This window comes from Gordonia sp. N1V (genome assembly GCF_029269935.1).
GTDB lineage: Bacteria > Actinomycetota > Actinomycetes > Mycobacteriales > Mycobacteriaceae > Gordonia > Gordonia polyisoprenivorans.
This window is the reverse complement of sequence record NZ_JARJDD010000003.1, coordinates 261,200-282,436: the sequence shown is the minus strand read 5'-3', so window position 1 is coordinate 282,436 and position 21,237 is coordinate 261,200. Positions and strand designations below refer to the sequence as shown.

Annotated in this window: 18 protein-coding genes; 14 read left to right on the top strand and 4 right to left on the bottom strand. The window is 66.4% G+C overall.

Translation table 11 applies throughout. The features are described 5' to 3' along the window. The 5 genes from P3L18_RS06020 to P3L18_RS06000 all read left to right on the top strand — a co-directional run bounded on the left by P3L18_RS06020 (position 1) and on the right by P3L18_RS06000 (position 4,962). Positions 1-1,251, top strand: a complete 1,251-nt coding sequence (locus P3L18_RS06020) for an MlaD family protein (RefSeq protein ID WP_079931489.1) — start codon at positions 1-3, stop codon at positions 1,249-1,251. After that, the gene (locus P3L18_RS06015; RefSeq protein WP_276113575.1) at positions 1,241-2,011 is read left to right on the top strand and encodes a hypothetical protein; all 771 of its coding nucleotides are present in this window, start codon (positions 1,241-1,243) and stop codon (positions 2,009-2,011) included. The genes P3L18_RS06020 and P3L18_RS06015 overlap by 11 nt, the downstream gene beginning before the upstream one ends. 47 nt (positions 2,012-2,058) lie before the next feature. Next, complete coding sequence (locus P3L18_RS06010) at positions 2,059-2,973, top strand: oxygenase MpaB family protein (RefSeq protein WP_006371726.1); 915 nt, start codon at positions 2,059-2,061, stop codon at positions 2,971-2,973. Positions 2,974-3,163: 190 nt separating this feature from the next. Further along, positions 3,164-3,868: a GntR family transcriptional regulator gene (locus P3L18_RS06005; protein WP_006371725.1), complete on the top strand. Its 705-nt coding sequence runs from the start codon at positions 3,164-3,166 to the stop codon at positions 3,866-3,868. Positions 3,869-3,903: 35 nt separating this feature from the next. Next, positions 3,904-4,962, top strand: a complete 1,059-nt coding sequence (locus P3L18_RS06000) for an alpha/beta hydrolase (protein WP_276113574.1) — start codon at positions 3,904-3,906, stop codon at positions 4,960-4,962. Positions 4,963-4,969: 7 nt separating this feature from the next. Here P3L18_RS06000 and P3L18_RS05995 read toward each other — a convergent pair whose 3' ends face one another. After that, positions 4,970-6,703 (bottom strand): FAD-dependent oxidoreductase, encoded by a 1,734-nt coding sequence (locus P3L18_RS05995; RefSeq protein ID WP_276113670.1) that lies wholly within the window; start codon positions 6,701-6,703, stop codon positions 4,970-4,972. A gap of 203 nt (positions 6,704-6,906) precedes the next feature. Between P3L18_RS05995 and P3L18_RS05990 the strand changes: the two genes are divergently transcribed. From P3L18_RS05990 to P3L18_RS05965, 6 genes are all read left to right on the top strand, one after another. Further along, positions 6,907-8,751 carry an FAD-dependent oxidoreductase gene (locus P3L18_RS05990; protein WP_276113573.1) on the top strand — a complete coding sequence of 615 codons (1,845 nt, stop codon included), beginning with the start codon at positions 6,907-6,909 and terminating at the stop codon, positions 8,749-8,751. Between the two features lie 18 nt (positions 8,752-8,769). Then, complete coding sequence (locus P3L18_RS05985; protein WP_276113572.1) at positions 8,770-9,399, top strand: TetR/AcrR family transcriptional regulator; 630 nt, start codon at positions 8,770-8,772, stop codon at positions 9,397-9,399. A gap of 19 nt (positions 9,400-9,418) precedes the next feature. Next, the gene (locus P3L18_RS05980; protein ID WP_276113571.1) at positions 9,419-9,727 is read left to right on the top strand and encodes a hypothetical protein; all 309 of its coding nucleotides are present in this window, start codon (positions 9,419-9,421) and stop codon (positions 9,725-9,727) included. A 41-nt stretch (positions 9,728-9,768) separates the two neighbouring features. After that, positions 9,769-11,091 (top strand): NAD(P)/FAD-dependent oxidoreductase, encoded by a 1,323-nt coding sequence (locus tag P3L18_RS05975; RefSeq protein WP_006371719.1) that lies wholly within the window; start codon positions 9,769-9,771, stop codon positions 11,089-11,091. 64 nt (positions 11,092-11,155) lie between these two features. After that, positions 11,156-12,382, top strand: a complete 1,227-nt coding sequence (locus P3L18_RS05970) for a DUF1214 domain-containing protein (RefSeq protein WP_276113570.1) — start codon at positions 11,156-11,158, stop codon at positions 12,380-12,382. Between the two features lie 15 nt (positions 12,383-12,397). Beyond that, complete coding sequence (locus tag P3L18_RS05965; protein WP_276113569.1) at positions 12,398-13,624, top strand: sulfotransferase; 1,227 nt, start codon at positions 12,398-12,400, stop codon at positions 13,622-13,624. A gap of 161 nt (positions 13,625-13,785) precedes the next feature. On the opposite strand, the gene P3L18_RS05960 is transcribed toward P3L18_RS05965, so the two are convergent. Beyond that, the gene (locus tag P3L18_RS05960) at positions 13,786-15,369 is read right to left on the bottom strand and encodes an HNH endonuclease signature motif containing protein (protein WP_276113568.1); all 1,584 of its coding nucleotides are present in this window, start codon (positions 15,367-15,369) and stop codon (positions 13,786-13,788) included. A 570-nt stretch (positions 15,370-15,939) separates the two neighbouring features. After that, entirely contained in the window at positions 15,940-17,031 is a 1,092-nt protein-coding gene (locus P3L18_RS05955; protein ID WP_276113567.1) for a magnesium transporter CorA family protein, read from the bottom strand. Positions 17,032-17,089: 58 nt separating this feature from the next. Between P3L18_RS05955 and P3L18_RS05950 the strand changes: the two genes are divergently transcribed. Both P3L18_RS05950 and P3L18_RS05945 read left to right on the top strand, forming a co-directional pair. After that, the gene (locus tag P3L18_RS05950; protein ID WP_276113566.1) at positions 17,090-18,235 is read left to right on the top strand and encodes an acyltransferase; all 1,146 of its coding nucleotides are present in this window, start codon (positions 17,090-17,092) and stop codon (positions 18,233-18,235) included. A gap of 62 nt (positions 18,236-18,297) precedes the next feature. Next, positions 18,298-19,539, top strand: coding sequence for a hypothetical protein (locus P3L18_RS05945; RefSeq protein ID WP_276113565.1), 1,242 nt, complete (start codon positions 18,298-18,300; stop codon positions 19,537-19,539). Between the two features lie 23 nt (positions 19,540-19,562). Here the strand turns inward: P3L18_RS05945 and P3L18_RS05940 are convergent, their stop codons facing one another. Beyond that, positions 19,563-20,042, bottom strand: a complete 480-nt coding sequence (locus tag P3L18_RS05940) for a thioesterase family protein (protein ID WP_079928509.1) — start codon at positions 20,040-20,042, stop codon at positions 19,563-19,565. A gap of 182 nt (positions 20,043-20,224) precedes the next feature. Between P3L18_RS05940 and P3L18_RS05935 the strand changes: the two genes are divergently transcribed. Beyond that, positions 20,225-21,223, top strand: a complete 999-nt coding sequence (locus P3L18_RS05935; protein ID WP_026920477.1) for an alpha/beta hydrolase family protein — start codon at positions 20,225-20,227, stop codon at positions 21,221-21,223. Positions 21,224-21,237: the final 14 nt, after the last annotated feature.

Genomic DNA, 21,237 nt, shown 5'->3' with positions numbered 1-21,237 from the left:
ATGGCACTCACCCTGCGCGGCAAGCGATATGAGCTGCCGACGGGATCGATCCAGTTCGCGATCTTCCTGATCATCGCGGCGATCGTCATCCCCTACGGCATCAACTTCGTCGCCGGCCCGGAAGGCTTTGGCGACAAGCTCACCCTGCACGCCCGGATGGACAATGCCTTCGGCCTCACCGCGGGGACCGGCGTCACCCTGCGCGGGGTCGACATCGGCACCGTGCACTCGGTCACGCTCGACGGGTCGGGAGATGCCGCGAATGTCGAGCTCGTCGTGCGTGGCAGCACTCGCATCCCGAAGAACGCGTACATGCAGGTGACCATGGCGACGATGGCCGGCATCCAGAGCGTCGACATCATCCCGAGTTCCGACGACGGGCCCTATCTGCACAGCGGTGACACCATCGCCGCGCCCGCCGACAAGCAACCGATGCAGATGGATGCCATCATCGCGCAGGCCGCCAAGGTGCTCGAGAGCATCGGCCCGGGCAACCTCGCGACCGTCGGCAACGAGATGTACCAGGCCTTCGGCGAGAACCCCGACTCGTTGAACACCTTGGTGTCCAACGGACTCCAACTGTCGGATCTCGTCAGTCGCAATGCGCCGATCCTGCAGGGGCTCTTCGGTGACTGGCTCAACGTCCTACACGCGATGAGTGACAACACCGCATCGTTCGAGACCGGTATGCGCTCGGTGGCCTCCTTCACCGACCAACTCGACTCCGAACAACCGGTGTTCGTCTACCTGCTCGATCACTCCCCGGCGGCACTGAACCACGCGCAACAACTGTTCGACAGGTACCGCGGGACCTTCGGTGGGGTACTGGCCAACCTGGCCACCGTGGAGCCGGTCATCAGCAACCGTTCGGCGGCCCTGCAGACCGGCCTGCAGACGATCCCGCAGGGTCTGATCGACCTGCGGTCCATCGTCAAGAACGGGCGCGGCGACTTCGCGCTCATCGGGACCCAGGGTCCGGTGTGCATGTTCTACGACGAACCGCGGCGCACCGTCGGCGATCTCACTCCCTCGGACCCGAACCTCACCCGGTACTGCCCGCCCGGCAACGGACTCGAACAGCGGGGCGCGGTGAACGCGCCGCGTCCCGACGATCTCGGAACGTCCTCGTGGACGAGTCCCGGTGGGGTGTCGGGTCCACCGGCGGTCACCGACCCCCTCCTGATCCCCAACGGCGCCGAACTCCTGCAATGGTGGCGCGAACTCCTCGAAAGGGCACAACATGGCAACTGACATCACCGCGAGTGAGAAGACGGCTCAACAGAATTCGGCACAACCGGATTCGGGCACCGAGACCCAGCCGACAGTGAAGGCGGCGACAAGGGCAGCGGTGTCGGTGCCCAAGAACAGTCCGCTTGGCAAGAAGCGCACCAAGGCCGCGGCGGTCACATCGGAGGCCGAGCCGGCGGCCACCCAACCCGCCGACACCGAACCCGTTGACTCGCAACAGGACTCGGTGAACACGCCGACGTCGGGGCGCACATCGGCATCGGAGCGGCGTCGGGTGCTGCCGTGGATCACCGGCGTGCTGGCGGTGCTACTCGTCGCAGCGATCGCCCTCGCCGGATACTTCGGGTACGAGGCGTTCTCGGGCAACGACTCCGACGGCGCGGTGACCGCGCAGATGCGCACACAGGCCACCGACACCGCACGTGATTACGCGATCAAGCTCTCGAGCTTCGACTATCGGGACCTCAACAAGAACCGTGATGCGATCGCGTCGATGTCGACGGAGAACTTCGCGGCCAAGTACAGCGAGATGGTGTCGGCATTGACCCAGATCGTCACCGACGGCAAGGGGGAGGCGACCGCCGAGGTCCCCCACGCCGCGGTGGAGAACATCGATGCCGGCACGGCGACGGTCCTGCTCTTCGTGAATCAGAAGGCCACCAACGTCGTCGCCCCCGACGGAAAGAACCAGCCGTACCGAATGCTGGTCACCCTCAAACGATCCGGCGACCACTGGCTCGTCGACAACGTCGAGACCATCTGAGGTCGCGCCACCCACCCGAGCACCTCCCACCGACGAAAGGGACCGTCATGGCCACCAGCTATCTCCCTGATCTCGACCACACCGCGCCCGAACTCACCACCGCCAGAACACGTATCAAGATCACCACCCGCAAACGCCGCGCCACGAGCCTGCGCAAACCCGCCCGCATCCAGGAGGCCATCGACTTCTGGTCCTTCGCCGGCGGTGCGGCCAACGTCGTCATGCAACTCGGCTGGCCCGAGGTCGCCTACGGCGTCATGGAGAGCAAGGTCGAATCGGGCTCGCTGATGCACCACCCGTGGAAACGGGCCCGCACCACCGGCCAGTACCTCGCCGTCGCGATCCTCGGCACCGAAGAGGAGAAGGCGGCCTTCCGGGAGGCCGTCAACTCCGCGCATCGTCATGTCCGCTCCGACGATCAGAGTCCGGTGAAATACAACGCCTTCAACCGGGAACTGCAGATGTGGGTGGCGGCGTGTCTGTTCGTCGGCATCGAGGACATGCACATCCTGCTGCACGGGGTGATGACCGAGGAGGAAGCCGACGAGTTCTACCAATCGGGCAAGACGCTCGGCACCACCCTGCAGGTCCCCGAGGACATGTGGCCGGCCACCCGCAAGGAGTTCGACCACTACTGGAACGTGGCGTGCCAACGGATCGTGATCGACGACACGACGTGTGAGTTCCTCAACGACCTCGTCGATCTGCGGATGATCAACCCACTGATCCGGTTGCCGTTCGTGAATCTGCTGCGCTTTCTGACGATCGGCTCGCTGCCGCCGATCTACCGCGATCAGCTCGGCCTGGAATGGACCGACGACGACCGCAGACGTTTCGAGCACCTGTTCACGTTCGTCTCCGTGGTCAACAAGTTCCTGCCGAAGTCGATCAGATTCGGCGGCAGCCGCATGTTGATGCGTGATCTGCGCAGCCGGATGAAGCACGACAGGCCGATGGTGTGAGTGTGTCCGGTCACCGTCCACGTCTACGTGACAATTGCCCGATCCATCCGCTGGCGAGCGTGCGCACCGTACGGTTGACTGATCGTATATACCCCGCGGCCCTGCGACGGCCGAACGAGCGCCGCCACCGCGCCCGTCCGGCCTCGGTCATCGAGTCGTCGGGACGGGGATGAGGACAGGAGGACAGGCGATGGCTGCTGTGCGGCTGGGTCGTCGACAGCTCACCGACGAGGTCGCCGACCATCTGCGGACGCGCATCATGACCGGCGAGATCCGGCCGGGGGAGTTCATCCGGCTCGACGAGACCGCATCGGCGCTCGGGTGCAGTGTCACACCGGTACGTGAGGCGCTGGTGACGCTGCGCGGGGAGGGATTGGTCCGGTCGTCACCGCATCGCGGCTTCATCGTGGAGAGCCTGGGACGCGGCGACATCGTCGACATCTTCTGGATGCAGGCCGAGTTGTCGGCGCGGCTGGCGACCCACGCCATCGCCGACCCGGACCTCCCGAGAAGCCTCACCGACCTCGCCGAGATCGTCGACGAGTTGGAGAAGGCGGTGACCGCGGGCAACGCCGACCGCGTGCTGGATCGCGAGTTCGCCTTTCATCGTCGGGTGAACCTGATGGCGCACAGCAAGAAGCTGGCGTGGTTCCTGTTCTCCGCCAACAAGTATTCGCCCGATGAGCTGTACGCCCAGGACTCCGAGTGGGGCCGGCAGGCGGTGGCCAGTCATCGTCGTCTCATCGGTTATCTGCGCGACGGTGACGAGAGCGCGATCCGCGAGGAGATCCACGCGCGATTCGCCGATGCCCGCGACCGACTGATCCGCAGTCTCGAGGCCGTCGGATTCTGGGACGAGGACTCCGACGCCGACTCCCGTGAGCACGCCTCATAGAGATCGCCGGCGGCCGGTCGCGTAGATTGCGGCGCATGTCGACACTGGATGGTGCCCTGCTGGTCCTGCGTTTGGCGGGTGGACATCAGGTGGCCCCGGACATCGAGACCCCGCATAGCGTCCTGTACCCGGGCGCACACCGTGAGCTGCGGCGATACGGCACCGACGAGCAGGTCGCCGCGGCCCGCGCCACGGGGCGGCCGCCGGTGTTGCTCGTACCGCCGCTCGCGGTGTCGGCGCGTTGCTACGACCTCGGACCCGGCCAATCGGTGGTCGAACGGTTCCTCGAGATCGGTCGGGTGCCGTATGTGGTGGACTTCGGTGAGGTCGGTCGCGCCGAGCGGGACATGGGGTTCGAGGACTACTTCGACGACATCGTCCCGCAGGCCATCGACCGGGTCCTCGACGACCACCCGGGCGCCGAGCAGGTGGATCTGGTGGCGTGGAGTATCGGCGGCACGATCAGCTTGTTGACGGCCGCCGCGCACCCGGAACTGCCGATCCGCTCGATCGCCGCCATCGGCACACCCCTGGATTACGACGCGGTGCCTCCGTATCCGCTGGTCAAGAAGGTGATGAAGCCGACCGGCGGCAAGGCCGTCACCGCGGCATTGCGGGCATTCGGCGGCATCCCCGCCCCCCTGGTGCGCATCGCCTACCGCGGGACCGCGTGGCAGCGGGAACTGAAGAAGCCCGGCTACATCATGCGCAACGCCCACGACACCGAGGCGCTGGCACGCATGCAGGTCATCGATCGTTTCCAGAACTCGATGCCCGGATATGCGGGCAAGGTGTCGGAACAGATGTGGGAGAACTTCGTCTACCGCGGCGAACTCGCGTCCGGTGTGGTCGATTTCGGCGGACGCCGCGTGGACCTCACCTCGATCGGAGTTCCGATCGCGCTGTTCGGCAGTCACCGCGACGCCATCGCCAGTTGGCAGGCGGTGCGTCACGGCGTGGAAGTGCTCGCCGATTCCCCGCAGGTGCACTTCACCACCGTCGAGACCAGCCATCTCGGCCTGATCGCCGGTGAGGCGGCCACAAGCCAGACGTGGCCGCGGGTCGCGGAGTTCCACGCCGCGCTCGATGACTGAGCTGCGGTCAGCCGAGCGCTCTGGCCTCCACCCACTGGTGCACCAGCGGGACCACACCGGCACCCTCCCCGGACGCCGATGCGACCCGCTTCATCGACCCCGAACGGATGTCGCCGGCCGCGAACACGCCCGGTGCGCTGGTCGCCAGGTTCGCCGGCGGTAGCCCGTCGCCCCAGCGTTCCTTGGGAACATCACGCCCGGTGAGAACGAAACCGCGTGCGTCACGGGCGATGTCGTCGGGGATCCATTCGCAGTGCGGCTCCGCGCCGATGAGCAGGAACAGACCGCCGACGGCCCGCTCCTCGAGCGTGCCGGTGCTGCGGTGGCGCAGCGTGATCCGATCCAACGTCGGCGATCCACCGCCGTCGACGACCTCGCACCCGCCGCAGACGCTGATCCGCGGGTGATAGGCGATCTCGCCGATCAGGTACTGCGACATCGTCGAGGTGAGGTCGGCGCGCCGGACGACAATCGTCACCGATCGCGCAAATCGGGCGAGGTGGATCGCGGCCTGCCCGGCGGAGTTGCCGCCGCCGACGACGATGACGTCGCGGCCCTCCATCTCGCGTGCCGCCGACATCGCCGCCCCGTAGAACACCCCGAGCCCGACGAGTGCCTCGAGGGAGTCGACGCCGAGCCGGCGGTAGGCGACCCCGCTGGCGATGAGTACCGCGTGTGCGCGCACGTCGCCACCGTCGGTGATCAGGCAATGCGGCCGGTTCTCGACGCCGACTTCGAGTCGTTCGACGGCCCAACCCGAATAGAACCGCGCGCCGAAGCGCACCGCCTGGGTGCGGGCGCGCTGGGCCAGCCGCATGCCGGAGATGCCGCGCGGGAAGCCGAGGTAGTTGCGGATCATCGAACTCGTGCCGGCCTGGCCGCCGATCGCCGAGGACTCGATGACCACCGTCGACAACCCCTCGCTGGCGGCGTAGACCGCGGCGGCCAGGCCGGCCGGGCCGGCCCCGGCGATCGCGAGATCCACCACGGAGTCCTCGGCCACATCCGACGGGCGCCCGTACATCATCACCGACACGTCGCGCGCCGAGCGTGGGGCGATGACCGTGCGGTGGGACTTGCTGACCATCGACTGGACCAGGGGGAACCTCGCGCCGTCGGTGGTGTCGGTGCCGTCGATTGCGCTGTGGTCGAAGGCCGCCTGCGCCTCGCGTCCGGCGGGGCTGTCGGGGGTGTGGGTGCGGTGCGGCATGCCCATGCGGTCGAGGAGGTCGCGGATCTCCAGTGTCAGTGGGCTTTCCGTGTCGGCGATGATGCGAATCGATTCGACGACGGGCGCGGCGATCGTGGCACCCCAATCCGAGAGCATCTCGGTGATCGCGTAGTGGAACTCCTCGTCCCGGGCTCCGCGCGGCATGAGTAGGAATGTGTCGAACTTGCCCTTGCGCAACGGAATCCGAAGTGCTTCCGACGTCGTGGCGAAGCGGTCCCAGTGGATGACGACGACGCGTCGGGCGGTGGGGACGATGCTGCGGAAGGTGCCGAGTGCCTCGAGGATCGGTATGTCCGGTAGTTCGGATTCGGCGACGATGAGCGCGATCGGCTCACCCTGCGAGGACAGTTGTCCGAGGGTGGTGATGGCCTCGATCGCCGAGGACACGCAGCGTACGTGGTAGTCGCGTCGGTAGCGGCCGAACTCGTCGGACAGGGCGTCGGCGTGGTTGCCGGTCACGAGAAGGATGGTCGGCGTGGGTGTTTCGGGTCCGGCGGCCGTGCCGGGCATCGGTTCGGTCACGAGGTGGGGTTTGCAGACAGACGGGCCATGCAGTCCAGTGTGACAGCAGGTCTCGTCGAGGGCCGTCGATACGTTTTCGCCGAAACGTCCCACCGGGGGTCGCGATAGTGGTAGAAATCACTTACCGAAAGAGTCAAGGCTGACTGTTATGGTCAGCCGGCTGCCGTCGACGACTTGTACGGGGGAGTCGAATGTCCGGAAGTGATCTGAATCCACGTGGCGACGCGACGTCGGCACAGGACTCGGGTGTGTCACGCCGTCGATTCCTGACCGGTGCGGCCGCGGCCGCCGTGCTCGCCGGAACCGCGGTCGCGATGCCGGGGGTCGCGGTTCCGGCGGCGCGGGCGGTACCGCCACCACCCTCACGGCGTCGGCGGGTGGCGATCTTCGGCGGCGGGATGGCCGGTCTGTCGGCGGCACACGAACTCGTCGAACGCGGATTCGCGGTGACCGTCTACGAGCCGGCCTACCTCGGTGGTAAGGCGCGCAGCCACGACGTGCCCGGTACTGCTGCCGGAGGTCGGATGGCGCTGCCGGGTGAACACGGCTTCCGCTTCTTCCCCGGTTGCTATCAGCATGTCCCCGACACCATGTCGCGGATTCCGGTGCCCGGCGGCGGCACCGTGAAGAGCCGGCACCTCGTCGACGTCGACACCGCCGCCGTCGCATTCGCCGACGCCGGGTATGCCCCGACGATCGCGCCCGCCTCCATCGTGGGCATGATCGACCACGCCGGTGCGCTCGCGGCGCTGGACAATGTGCGTAATGCGCTGACGACCGGGCTGAAATTCGTCGTCGACATACCGCCGGCCGAACTCGCCTACTTCGTCACCCGTGAACTCATCATCGCCACGAGTTGCACCGAACGCCGAGTCGGCCAGTGGGAGAACCAATCCTGGATGCAGTTCGTCAAGGCCGACACCAAGTCGCCGGCCTATCGGCGGTATCTGGCCGGGGCGCTGACCCGGGCGCTGGTCGCGGCGAAATCGCAGACCGCCTCGGCGCGGACCATCGGGCAGATCGGCCTGGCGTTGGCGACCTCGGCGACCGGCCTGATCGGCAACTACGAGGCGGGACTGGTCCAGGGTGGTGTCGACCGAATCCTCAACGCCCCCACCAATCATGCGTGGATCGACCCGTGGGTCGCCTATCTGCGCCGGGCGGGTGTGCGGTTCGAGATGGGGGAGGGGGCAGCGGCATTCGAGGTCGGTGACAAGCAGATCACCGGGGTTCGCACCAGCTCCGGACGGCGGGTGGACGCCGACTGGTACGTCGCCGCGATGCCGCTGGATCGGATCCGCCCCTTGTTGGGGTCGGCCGTCCTCGGGGCAGCACCGGAGCTCTCCGGAATCTTCCGCCTGCAGGATGATTGGATGGTGGGCATCCAGTACTTCCTGTCCCGCCGCTCGAATCTGCCGCCTGGCCACATCGCGGCGTTGGGAACCCCCTGGGCGTTGACCGGTCTGTTCCAGGCGGCGCCGTGGGGCATCGACTTCGCCCGGACCTACGGTGACGGACGCAGCAAGGATTGCCTGTCGATCGACATCTCCGATTGGGACACACCGGGAATCCTCTACGGCAGGACCGCCAAGCAGTGCACCCGAGACGAGATCGCCAAGGAGGCGTGGGCGCAGATGTCGAAGGCGATGAATTCCGGTGGGCGAGAGATCCTGCGAAGCGAGGACATCGTGACGTGGTCGCTCGATCCCGGGATCACGTGGTCCCCCACCATCGCCAACGCGACCCCGCTGATGGTCAACACCGCAGGCTCGTTGCCGCATCGTCCCGGCGTCGCCACCTCGATCGCGAATCTGTTCATCGGCGGCGACCACGTCCGCACCAACATCGATCTGGCAACCATGGAGGGTGCCAACGAGTCCGGGCGTCGGGTGACCAACGCGATCCTCGACGCCGCGGACAGTCCGGCGGGCCATGCCGCGGTGTACCCGCTGTGGGAACTGCCGATGCTCGATCCGCTCAAGGCGCAGGATCGGGACCGCTATCGTGCCGGGCTGCCGCACATTCTCGACGTGTAACTGCCCTAGGCTGGACGTGTGACCTCGCTTCCCGACGACGCGGACCGAGGCCGACCTGCCCCGCGACAGCGACGAAGTGACCTGACCCGCGCCACGATTCTCGATGCGGCACTTCGGGTTCTGGTCGAGCGGGGCTATGCGCACACCAGTACCGTCGCGATCCAGGCCGAGGCGGGCGTGAGCCGTGGGCGGATGCTGCACCACTATCCGTCCAAGGATGCGTTGCTGATGGCCGCGGTCGGGCATCTCGCCCGAACGCGGCTGGCCGAGTTGCCCTTCGGGATCGACTGGCCCGACGATCCGGTGGAGCGGATCTCGCAGGCGACCGAGGTCGGGTGGTCGACGTTTCACCAGCCTTACTTCGTCGCGTCGATGGAACTGTGGATCGCCGCGCGCACCAACGAGGCGTTGCGGACCGCGCTGCTACCCACCGAACGGGAGATCGGCGCGACGGTGAGGTCGGCGGTCGATGGATTCCTGGGCCCGGAACTGACCTCGGCGCCGGGATATGCGGCGCTGTATCCGGTGCTGCTGTCGAGCATGCGTGGGGTGGCCACGACCTATCTGATCGACCGTCGTGACCCGCGAACCGATCCGCACCTCGAACTGTGGAAGCGGATGCAGCGCAAGTACCTGCTGGGTGAGTGACCTGCGTAGGCTGACGAGCATGGCATTCGATCCCACTGTTGCTGGTGTCGCCGTCGGCCTGGTCGGCGGCTTCGGCGCTTTTCGTGCGACGGGCCGTCGCGAACTCGGCGGCGTCGTCGTTACCTCGGCCGGCGCCTACTGCACCCGCGAATGGCTGCGGCGCGGACCCGCCGTCGCGGGCGGGCTGCTCGGCAGCTACGTTGCCGCCTTCGCCATCTCGCATCCCCTGGCGAAGAAGATCGGTGCCTGGCCGTCGGTCTTCGCGGCGACCGCTGCAGCGGCGGCGGTGACCGTCGCGGCGACCTCGGCGGTACCGGCGAAGAGCTGAGGGGCGCTCGCGGCGCCGAACTTTCTGCCACAATCGGCGAGGTGAATGCGTCCCAACCCCGCCGGGACACCCGGCCGCACGTGGTCATCATCGGTGCCGGTTTTGCCGGTATGCACGCGGCGCGCAGCCTCCGGCGCGCGAACGCGAAGGTGACGGTCATCGATCGCGGTACGAGTCACCTGTTCCAGCCGTTGCTCTATCAGTGCGCGACGGGACTGCTGTCGGAGGGCTCGATCAGCAGCCCGATCCGGCACCTGCTGCGCAGGCAACGCAACGCCGACGTCTACTGCGCCGAGGCGACCGACATCGATCCCGCGGCGCGCACGGTCACCGTCACCCGGCTCGACTCGTCGGTCGAGCAGGTCGGATACGACTACCTCGTCGTCGCGGTCGGCATGCGCACCGCCTACCACGGCAACGAACACCTGATGGAGCACACCATCGGGATGAAGACCCTCGACGACGCACTTGCCATCCGCCGCAAGGTGATGGGCGCATTCGAGGTCGCCGAGACCCTGCCCGATCCCGAACAGCGCAAGCCGTGGCTGACCTTCGCCATCGCCGGCGGCGGGCCCACGGGTGTCGAATTGGCAGGCCAGATCCGGGAATTGGCGCACAACGCGTTGGAGCGGGAGTTCCGCAGCATCGATCCGGACGAGGCGCGGGTGATGCTGTTCCAGGGGGCCGACCGACTGTTGCCGTCGTTCAGTCCGTCGCTGTCGACGAGTGCATTGCGCACCCTTGAACGCCTGGGCGTGGAAACACATTTCGGGGTGCACGTCACCGACGTCGGTGCCGACACCGTCGAGATCACCGAGAAGAAGTCCGGGGAGGTGCGCACCTTCGGTGCCCGCACCACGCTGTGGACGACCGGCGTTGAGGCGGTGCCGTTCGTAAAGGCGCTCGCCGACGCGATCGGGGTGAAACAGGACCACGGCGGCACCATCCCGGTCGGCGACGACCTGTCGGTTCCGGGCCATCCGGACATCTTCGTCGTCGGTGACATCAGCTCCTACAAGGAGTTGCCCGGCGTCGCGGAGGTGGCGATGCAGGGTGGCAGGCACGCCGGAGAGGTGATCGCCGGGCTCCTCGCCGGAGGCTCCGAGCGACCCGCTTTTCGTTACCGGGACTTCGGTAGCGCCGCCTATATCTCCCGGAAGAACGCGATCCTGGAGACCGGTCCGCTGCGCCTGTCGGGTCGGGTGGGCTGGCTGGCCTGGGGTGCGATCCACATCGCCTTCCTCGCCGGCGTCCGCAATCGCACCGGAACCCTGGTGACTTGGGCGGCGACGCTGCTCACCGACACCCGGCGCGAACGTGCCATCACCTACGGCGATCCGAAGACTGCGCGCAAGTCGTTCTGAGCGAGCCCGTCGAGTCGTAAGGTGAGTACCGGACGGTTCAGGCGGGCATGAACGGAGGTCGTGCATGAACGGCCGGACACTGGCGACCTCGGCACTCGACGGATTCCGGCGGGCCCGCGTGGCCTGGCTGAAGGTACGCGGCAAGACTCCCGATGACGTCGCCGAGGCCCGGGTGGCCACCGGCAAGGCGTGGGAAGAGTTCTGCGACACGTTGAAATCGGCGGGCGCATCGGTCATGTACCCGGGGACGCCGAGCGATCCGCTGACCCAGGCTGAGGGCTATCGCTATCTGTCGCGGCTCACCCGCGCCGGACTCGAAGCGTTCGTCGAATACGCTGACCCGCGAGCGCCCGTGTTGCGCAGGATGATTCATGAGACCGCCAAGATGGGTTCGGACAATCCCGACAACTACTACCAAAACGCGACGATCGACGGGACGCTCACCTATCGCATCAGCGGAACGCGCGGCACCGTCGACTATCTCGGTTTCGGGACGCAGGAGGGCAATTACGGTCAGGGCGGTCAGATGCCGACGACCGGATACGTCGAGGCCTCCGACCTGCAGATCGCCGACGACGGCACCTTCGAGCTGATCGTCAGTGCGACCCGCCCGTGGCCTGAGGGGCAGGGCGGCAACTGGTTGCCGATGACCGCTGATACCGGGCTGCTGATCGTGCGCCAGACCTTCGCCGACCGCACCACCGAGGTGCCCGCCGATCTGCACATCGCGCTCTACGATCCGGCTGTCGGAGCCGGCAACGATCAGGCGCCACCGCCACCCGAGCCGCTCACCGCCGCACAACTCGACGCCGGGCTCGGAAAGGCGAGTCTGCTTGTGGCCGGCGCGTCGATGCTGTTCGCCAAGTGGGCGCACGACTTCGCCGAGCACACCAACGAACTCCCCATGTTCGATCCGGAGAAGTCGACGAAGGCCGGTGGAGACCCGAATATCATCTACTACCACAGCTATTGGCGCCTGCGAGCCGACGAGGCGCTGGTGATCGACGCGGAGATCCCCGAGTGTGAGGCATGGAACTTCCAACTCGACAACCACTGGCTGGAGTCGCTGGATTACCGGTACTCGACGATCCACGTCAACAAGCACACCGCCAAGTATCGGCCCGACGGGAGCGTGCGAATCGTCGTCGCGCACACCGATCCCGGCGTGCCGAACTGGCTACACACCACCGGACATGACTGTGGCGGAATGACTTTCCGTTGGATTCGGGCACAAGACCATCCGCAACCCCGGACCCGGGTGGTACCGGTCGCGCAGGTCCGCGAACTCTGACGCCCGGGTCTCTCGATGTCTGACGGATTCGAGCCGTTTCGGCGTCACGGTATCCGAGCGCTCAATCATGTTGGTGCCGAGCTGGTTCGACGTGGTCTCGGGCCGGATCTGTCCGCCGACGCGTTGCGGCGGCGTGCTGAGAAGTCGGCGAGGCGGGTATGGGAAGCCGACGCGCTGACCGACGAAGCTCTCGATGTGTTGACGCGTTCGATTGTCGACGAGGCGAACCTCAACTATTTCGGGGCGCTGGTGATTCGCGCACGCCTGCACGGTCTGCTCACGACGCGTCTGCGGGTGGCCGCACTACTGGAGGCCGAGCCCGAGATACTCGACGAGCCGATCACCCCACCGATTGTGATCGCCGGACTGCAGCGCAGCGGAACCACCATGCTGCACCGGCTGATCGGCGCCGATCCGCGGATGCGGGCGGTGCAATCGTGGGAGGTGGTACACCTGCTGCCAAGCCGATGGGAGCGGGCAGGTGCACGGCCACGGGTGCGGATCGCACAAACCAAGCTCGCCGAACTCGCCCTGCGATACCTGAACCCGCAGTTCTTCGCCATCCACGCCGTCGAGGCCGACGGTCCGGAGGAAGATGTTCTGCTGCAGGAGTATTCACTGTTATCCCAGGTGCCGGAGGCGATGCTGAACGTACCTGCGTATGCCGAGTGGTTGGCGCGCCAGGACGCCCGACCGTCGTACGAGTATCTGAAGGTGCTGTTGCAGGTACTCGCGCAGCAGGACCGACGACCGCACTGGGTGCTCAAGACGCCCGCGCATCTGGAGCATCTCGACACGCTGCTCGACGTGTTTCCCGACGCGGTCATCGTCAACACCCACCGCGACCCGGTGCGCACCACAGCCTCGTTCTCGAGCATGCTCGCTCACGGCCATTCGATGTTCTCCGACTCCGTCGATGCCGCTGGCGTCGCGCGACATTGGTTGCGCCGCAACGTCGACATGATCGAACGGGCGCTCGTTGAACGCCAACACCATCCGGACCGATTCGTCGACGTGCGGTACGACGACCTCATTGCCGACCCGATGGCGCAGATCGACCGGATCTACGCTGCCGCCGGCCTGGAACTCGACGGCCCGACCCGTGCCGCCATGCATCGGCACCGACAATCCCATCAACAGAATGCCCATGGCGTGCACCGCTATTCCCTCGAAGAGTTCGGTCTCACCGAGGACGAGGTGGCCGGTGCGTACGCCCACTATCGCGAAGTGATGGGGATCTGAGAGATCCCGATAGTCGAAAACCCTTCCCCCGGTGGTCGAGGCGTCCTTCTTCTGTTGGTCGAGGTACCCATTTTCTGGTGGTCGAGGTGCGACGAGCGCCAGCGATGAGCCTCGAGACCCATTGAGCCACAGCTGGTTCCACCCCACAGACAAAGAAGTCGTCACCGCGGATAAGTGACGATCACCTGCCCACTCCACCGACTCCGCCATTCCACCCGCCGATCGGTGTAGAGCGTCGGCACCCACTCCGCGAGATGTTTGCGTTGGTGATCGGCCCGGCATAGCGGGATCAGGTCACCGAGTACTGTCCAGCCTCCGGCTTCGGGGTCGGTGTGGTTGAAGGGTCGCCAGTGGTCGAGGTCGCACAGGTGTGACGGCATCCCGCAGTAGGGGTATCGGCACCAGGCGTCGTTGGCGAGCACCTCAGCGCGCAACGCAGCGCTGGGTGCATAGGTCAATGCCCCAGGGGGTGGCGCGGTGTGGCCGCCGTGTCCGGTGGGGTCGGCCGGCGGTGCCTGTGCGCGGTCGGAGATCTGTGGGATCAACGGTCCAGCCGTGCGCACGGATTCGGGATAATGGATGGTCTTCGCGACCTCGGACAGGGTGGCCGCGTAGTCGGGGTCGATCGGCCCGTATCCCTGCAACCGGGGGACGAGAATCCCGTCCGGATCCTTCAACACCGTCAGTACGGGTGCACCGGGCACGACCAGGGCCCGCCCGAACGCCACCGGCACCTCTTCCGGCGTCGGCTCATCCATCGGATCGGGGACCTCGGGTTCGACAACCGGCTCCACCAACTCAACGTCGGGAGCGTCGGCGTCGGCAGGTTCGGGTAGCAGGTCGTCCCACGCTGCCGCATCCTCGGCGTCAGAGGGTGTTTCGGCCGACCCGTTGCTGTCGGTGCCGCTACCTCGTTTCGGGCAATCATCTTGGCCGCATTCGCAGTCGAGCCGGGCTCCGGGCACGCCGGTGATCTCCCCGAGGGCGATCACGCGCAGCGATCCCACGCGGCGGGGGTCCTTAAGGCAAGTGCGTTCGTCAACGAGGGCGTTGATCTGGGTGGTGAGAAACACCCCGTAATGGGCCGGGACGACCGCATCCAGAGAGGAGTGCCCGGCAACATCGGGGGTGATGGTCACGTGTCCCACCAGGTCGGCGATGTCTTCGCGTTCCTCGGTGACACTGTCGGGGTTCATTGAAATCAACGCAGCGTTGAGCTGTTGCGACAGAACCGGATCGGTGGTGGCGCGGGATCCGTAGTCCAGGACGATCTCCTCGAACGACATCCCGGACTCGTCACCGGTATCGACGGTGTCGGTGTCGGTGTCCGCGTCGATGTCCGCGCCACGGTGGGCGGCGCGCGCCATGATCGAGACCCGATTCGTGGAGAGTTCCCCGTTCAGATAGGTGGCGCGGATCAGTGGGAGTTCTTTGAGGAGGTCCGCCAGCGCTATCCAGCTGCCGGCTTTGCTGCGGGAGATCGTGAATTGTAGGGACACTTCGGCGCGTGCGAGTTTGTCGGCGTGCTCGATCACCGAGCCCCACACCTCGACCTCGGACTGGCCCGCCAAACGCTCGCGATACACCCGATCGGCCAGCGCGGCGGCAGCAAGCACCGTCCGGGCTTCGTGTTTGCGGGACTCGCGGAGCAGGTCCGGGCCGGTCTCGGTGAGCTCGTCGCGGGACATCGACCCTATGGTGGTGGCGTCGGCATCCGGATCGGTGAACGTCAATGTGGTCGACATCCGAACAACCTCCCCTCCCGCGATCGGACTTGATGAGAACAAGTGTACGAAGAGGTACCGACAAAACCTGCGTGGCGATCGCTCGGCTCCAGAAATCTGTGGACAACTATTTTCTACTCATCGACCGGGCGCTCAATTTCATCGACCGGGCGCTCCATTGCGTCGAGTGGGTCATGGATGTGGTTGCGATGCTTGTCATCTCACCAGGGTCTCGAGGCTCGCCGCACGCGGCTCGCACCTCGACCATCGGGGGGACGGGTCGAACATCGGTCAGGAAGCGGTGGTCGCTCGTTCCGATGGTCGAGGTGCCGAGGAGCGCCAGCGACGAGGCCTCGATACCCCTCTCGCCGACAGTATCCGCATCACCCGGTGATCCCGAACCAGTACCGGCGCCGGCGGTCTCGAGGCTCGCCGCACGCGGCTCGCACCTCGACCATCGGGGGGCGGCTGGACCATCGGGGGAGGGCGAGCGCCGGGTGCTGGAACCGCCCGACCATCGGAGGAAGGGTTCTCGACCAGCGGTTGAGAGGCGTTCGTGCATCGGGGGAAGATGCAAACAATCGCGCTGAACTACAACCAGTCTCGCCGCTTGAACGTGGTGTACAGGGCGATCACGGTGACCACGATCAACACCGAGCTGACCACGAAACCGGTGGTGGTCTGGAAGAACGGGAACGAGACGTTCTGCCCGTAGAAGCCGGTGATGGCGGTGGGCACGGCGATGATCGCGGCCCACCCCGTCAGCTTCTTCATGACGGTGTTCAGGCGCGCGTCGGCCAATGACAGGTTGGTCTCGAACACCGTGGTGACCATGTCGCGCAACGATTCTGTCCATTCTGCCGCTCGCAGCGCGTGGTCGTAGAGGTCGGAGAAGTGGGGGTCGAGTTCCGGTGGCGCCTCGTTCTCGTAGCGGTGGCGCTGGATCGCCGCGATGACCTCGCGCATGGGCACCACGACTCGACGCAGAAGCACGAGATCCTTGCGGAGATCGTAGGTTCGGCGCTGCAATGTTCGGGCAGCGACGGACTCGTCGAAGAGCAGGGCCTCGAGATCCTCGATGTCGTTGTCGAGGCGTTGGACCGCGTCGAAGTGGCCGTCGACGACCACGTCGAGCAGACCGTGCAACAACGCGCCGATGCCGTACTGTTCGCCGCCGATCTCCTCCCATCGCTGGGTCACCACGGAGATGTCGAATCCCGGTGTCATTCGTACCGTGATCAATGCGTTCTGCTTGACGAAGATCGAAACACGATGCAGAACAAACGACTTGGCGCGTTGCGCATACGGGGAGTGCTGATCCGGACGCGCTGCGTCGCCGGCCGTCGGGTTCTCGTCGCCCGCCGACGGGTTCGCGTCGTCACCGGTCGGGGCGGCGGTGATCGCATAGACGGTCATGAATGTGTAGTCGCGGTAATTCACGGTCTTGACGCGTTCGGCAGCGGCGATCGTGTCCTCGATCGCAAAGCTGTTGAGGTCCAGTTCCTGTGCCAGTGCCGTCAGCTCGTCGTGAGACGGGCAGTCGAGATCGGCCCAGATGAGCGTGTCGGCGCAGTCGAGATGATCGGAGATGCCGTCGATCGCGAAGCCGTCGACCTTCTGGCCCTTCTTCCAGATCTGGCCGCGAATGCGCGTTCCGCGATCCGGATCCGGTGTGCCCGCCATGGCATCATCGTGCCACCACCTGCGCGGTGGGCGGGTTAGCGGCTGGCAGGATCGGCGCATGGCCTCGCGCGTCCCCTCACTCACCGGTGTGCGCTCGATCGCCGCACTGTCGGTGTGTCTGACCCACGCCGCGTTCTGGACCGGGCACTACACCGACGACTACGTCGGCCGACTGTTCGCGCGTTTCGAGATCGGTGTCGCGATCTTCTTCGTGCTCTCGGGGTACCTGTTGTTCACGCCATGGGTGCGGGCGGCGCGCGAGAACACCCGCGACACGCAACTGCCAGGCGTCGGACGCTACTTCTGGCACCGGGCACGACGCATCCTGCCCGCGTACTGGATCACCGTGATCGGCGTCTATCTGCTGTACGCGATCGCCCCACCCGGCGGCGAGGCGTCACCGACCGGCACCGGCTGGTCGGGCTTCCTGCGCAACATGACGCTGACGCAGGTGTACGGGTTCGGACACCTGCACTCCGGGCTGACGCAGATGTGGAGCCTGGCCGCCGAAGTCGTGTTCTACCTCGTCCTGCCGCTGATCGGCTGGGTCGTCGTGGTCGGTGTAATGCGTGCGTCGGGTCGGCGCGGCGGGTGGCGACCGGATCTTCTCATCGCAGCGCTGGTGCCGTTGTTGCTGGTCAGCCCGGTGTGGTCGGTGATCGTCGCGGGCAGTGCGGGGGTGAATCCGACAGCACGTTTGTGGGCGCCGGCATTCTTCGGCTGGTTCGTCGGCGGGATGTTGCTCGCGGCCTGCGCACCGCTGATCCGCCGGTGGAACACCACCGCGTGGGTGGGCATCGCGATCGCCGCGTTCCTGGTGTCCGGGGGCTCGATCGCGGGCGAACCGACGATCACCCCGACCACTGCGTCGGCGACGATCGTCAAGCACGTGTTGTATCTGGTGATCGCCGTCGGTCTCGTCGGCCCGCTCACCGTCGCCGATCAGCGGTCCTGGTGGGCGCGGGTGTGTGCCAGCCGACCGATGGTGTTCCTCGGTGAGATCTCCTACGAGCTGTTCTGTGTGCACGTCATCGTTCTCGAGGTGGTCATGGCCGCGCTCGGCTACCACGTGTTCAGCGGAAACGTGCTGATCGCGTTCGGTCTCACCGCGGCCATCAGCGTCGTGCTGGCGTGGGCGCTGCACCGAGTGACGTCCCCGCTGTGGCGTGCTCGGACACCCGGGACCGTCGGTTCCCGCAGGTAGCATGGGTGAGCAAGACGGCGCAGAGGCAACATGGCCGACAAGCAGGGTGACGAGGCGGGAACATGATCGACGACGGCGGAATGCGGGGGGCGGCACGGATCAGTGGCCCGAGCAGCGGGGAGATCCGGCAGTGGTGCGACCGGTCGGCGATGCCCGGTGAACGGCCGGAACTGTCCGATGTGGCCGCGATCCTGGTCGCGTCCGGCTATCTGACTCCGACGGGCCGGGCGATCGTCATTCGCCGCGTGTCCACAGGTCTGCCGTTGCCGATCGTGCCGGGTGGCTTCGGCGAGATGCGGCGTCTGCAGCGGGCCATCGTCCAACTCGAGGCGCAGCAGTCGGGTCCGATGGTGCCCGGTGTGATCGCCGCGGTGATGCGTAACCGTCTCAACGGGCTGGTCCGGCGCCGCGAGGACGCGCACAAGGCGTTCGTCACCGGCAAGGGCGTCTTCGCCGGCAGTACCCGTGCCATCCGCCGCGAACGTCGCGAGAACGTGTATCTCGAACTCGACGAGCGCGAACGGCTCTTCGCCGGGCTGCTGTGTACGCCGACCCCCAACGTGGGCACGATGCGCGCGGTGCGCCGAGCAGGCACCGTCGCGGTCGAGCGCATCGCCGGCGTCGTCGGGCAGGTTGCGGCGCGGTCCGGGAATCGTCAGGTCGAGCAGTGGGCCGAGCAGGTCACCGCGGCGACCGATCGTGACGCCCAGGCGCCCGCGGTGCCCGGGTCGGCGAACTTCGTCGACGGATATGAGGCGTTGCTGTTCATCGCCGGCCACTATTACGACCGGATCATGACCAATCCCGCTTGGCGCTCAGACCATTTCGCGGTGCAGCGGACGCAGGTGAACCTGCACTCCGAACTCGCCGAGATCGCCGCTGACGTCATCGCCTTGCGTGCGGTGCGCGTCGACCTGGACCGGGCCAAACGCAATGGTGGCTTTGACCGGGCCTTCGCCGAACAGATCGACCGCCGCGAAACCACGTTGCGGCCGGTGTGGTCCGAGCTGATCGATCGGGTGCAGGCGTTGTCCGACGTGGCTCACGTCGTCGAGTCCGCGGCAACGGAATTGCGGATTCTGGCCGAATACAACAAGGCCGCGACGATCGACGATCGGATCGACGCCCTGGTCGCCCGGTCCGGTGATCGCGAGATCTCGATGGACAATGCCAAACGGCTGTCCGAGCAGGTTCGCAGTGGTGAGGAACAGCTACGAATTTATCGGGATGTGTTGCAGGGAAACATCTCTCGTCTCTCACCGGCGGTTCCGCGGGAACTCCCCGCACGGTACGAGCCGTCCTGACCCCCGCGGTCGCTCGACCGCGGTCACCGTGACCAGGCGCGTAAGTAACCCTTCTCGGTATCGGTGAGGCGACGCAAACTGTGCGCCTCGATGTTGACGACGGCCATCTGAGTGCTCGCAACACACGCCGGTTTGCTCATCGGATCGGCGTGCGCCCCCCGGATCTCGTAGCCGATGGTGAAGTCGACGGAACGAAAACCCTTGATCCACATGCCGATGCGCAACGGCGAGTCGTCGTGGCGGAGCTGGCTCTGATATCGGATCTCGACGTGCACGATCATCGCGCTCTTGATCAGCGGGGTGTACTCCTCGCCCGCGGAGAGCAGCCACGCGATCCGGGCTTCCTCCATGAGCGTGACCATCCGGGCGTGGTTGATGTGACCAAAAGCATCCATGTCCGACCAGCGCACGCCGACCTCGGCGGTGAACGCGAATTCGTGTGCGCCCAAACCGCTCTCACCTGCGGTGTTTACTGAGTTGCGGCCGGTGTTTGCGGTACTCACTGACCCACGCTCCTGAATGCCGGCTGTGAAAACACGTTCGGGTCTTCACGCTTTTGTTACCCGCTAGTAGTCTTCCATCCGCGCGGCGTCCCCGATAATGGGGGGCGGTGTACCTGCGAAGTGCGGTACCGCAATGCGTTCGTGGGCTACCGCCGTCGGCGGGTGGGATGAGGTTATTGATGATGGGCACAAGGCGAGTGGCCGCAATGGTGGCGACCATACTCGGCGTCGGCGTCCTGGGTGCGGGTTTGCTCGGTCCAGCAGTGGCGGACGCGGCGCCGCGCGTCGAGGCGCGCATCGTCACCACCAAGCCGATGAGCGAATTGCGCACCGACGTCTGGGTGGATTCCCCGTCGATGAAACAGCGCATCAAGGTCAGCGTGCTGACCCCGGCGTACTCCAGTGGTCCGCGCCCGACCGTCTACATGCTCGACGGCGCCGGTGCCGACGGCGACGTCAGCGACTGGATCACCAAGGGCCACGCCGGCGCGTTCTTCGCGAACAAGAACGTCAACGTCGTCCTCCCGGTCGGCGGAGCGGGCACGTTCTACACCGACTGGCAGCACGCCGACCCCAAGCTGGGTAAGCCGATGTGGGAGACCTTCCTCACCAAAGAACTTCCCCCGCTGATCAATTCGCGGTTCAACGGCAACGGCCGCAACGCGGTGATCGGGTTGTCGATGGGCGGACAGGCGTCGTTCGCGCTGGCCATCCGCCATCCCGAGCTGTATTCGGGTCTCGCGTCGCTCAGTGGGTGCCCGCCGGTGTCCGGGGCGGCCAACGAGGCCTACGTGCGCACCACCGTCGGTCGCGACGGCGGCGACGCCACCAACATGTGGGGCCCGTTCGGGTCCGTCGGCTGGCAGGCGCACGACCCGAGCCTGCATCTGAACGCGTTGCGCGGCAAGGACATCTTCATCTCCGCCGGCTCCGGCGCCATCGGCCCACTGGACATCACGCGTCGCATCGAGCCCGACGAGGGTCCACCCGCAGCGGTCACCGCGTCGTCCTCGGCGTTGGAGGCCGGTGCCTACCGATGCTCACTGGAGTTCGCGTGGGACCTGCGCACCCACAACGTGCCCTACACCGACGGCTTCCGCCTGATCGGCACGCACACCTGGGCCTACTGGGAGCAGGACCTGCCCGCCGCCTGGGGAACGGTCTCGCGGCACCTGTACTGAGCCGCCTGCCGTAG

Coding starts and splice junctions, on each gene's coding strand:
- P3L18_RS06020 (WP_079931489.1), top strand. CDS start 1: ATGGCACTCACCCTGCGCGGCAAGCGATATGAGCTGCCGACGGGATCG.
- P3L18_RS06015 (WP_276113575.1), top strand. CDS start 1,241: ATGGCAACTGACATCACCGCGAGTGAGAAGACGGCTCAACAGAATTCG.
- P3L18_RS06010 (WP_006371726.1), top strand. CDS start 2,059: ATGGCCACCAGCTATCTCCCTGATCTCGACCACACCGCGCCCGAACTC.
- P3L18_RS06005 (WP_006371725.1), top strand. CDS start 3,164: ATGGCTGCTGTGCGGCTGGGTCGTCGACAGCTCACCGACGAGGTCGCC.
- P3L18_RS06000 (WP_276113574.1), top strand. CDS start 3,904: ATGTCGACACTGGATGGTGCCCTGCTGGTCCTGCGTTTGGCGGGTGGA.
- P3L18_RS05995 (WP_276113670.1), bottom strand. CDS start 6,703: ATGCCCGGCACGGCCGCCGGACCCGAAACACCCACGCCGACCATCCTT.
- P3L18_RS05990 (WP_276113573.1), top strand. CDS start 6,907: ATGTCCGGAAGTGATCTGAATCCACGTGGCGACGCGACGTCGGCACAG.
- P3L18_RS05980 (WP_276113571.1), top strand. CDS start 9,419: ATGGCATTCGATCCCACTGTTGCTGGTGTCGCCGTCGGCCTGGTCGGC.
- P3L18_RS05970 (WP_276113570.1), top strand. CDS start 11,156: ATGAACGGCCGGACACTGGCGACCTCGGCACTCGACGGATTCCGGCGG.
- P3L18_RS05965 (WP_276113569.1), top strand. CDS start 12,398: ATGTCTGACGGATTCGAGCCGTTTCGGCGTCACGGTATCCGAGCGCTC.
- P3L18_RS05960 (WP_276113568.1), bottom strand. CDS start 15,369: ATGTCGACCACATTGACGTTCACCGATCCGGATGCCGACGCCACCACC.
- P3L18_RS05955 (WP_276113567.1), bottom strand. CDS start 17,031: ATGGCGGGCACACCGGATCCGGATCGCGGAACGCGCATTCGCGGCCAG.
- P3L18_RS05950 (WP_276113566.1), top strand. CDS start 17,090: ATGGCCTCGCGCGTCCCCTCACTCACCGGTGTGCGCTCGATCGCCGCA.
- P3L18_RS05945 (WP_276113565.1), top strand. CDS start 18,298: ATGATCGACGACGGCGGAATGCGGGGGGCGGCACGGATCAGTGGCCCG.
- P3L18_RS05935 (WP_026920477.1), top strand. CDS start 20,225: ATGGGCACAAGGCGAGTGGCCGCAATGGTGGCGACCATACTCGGCGTC.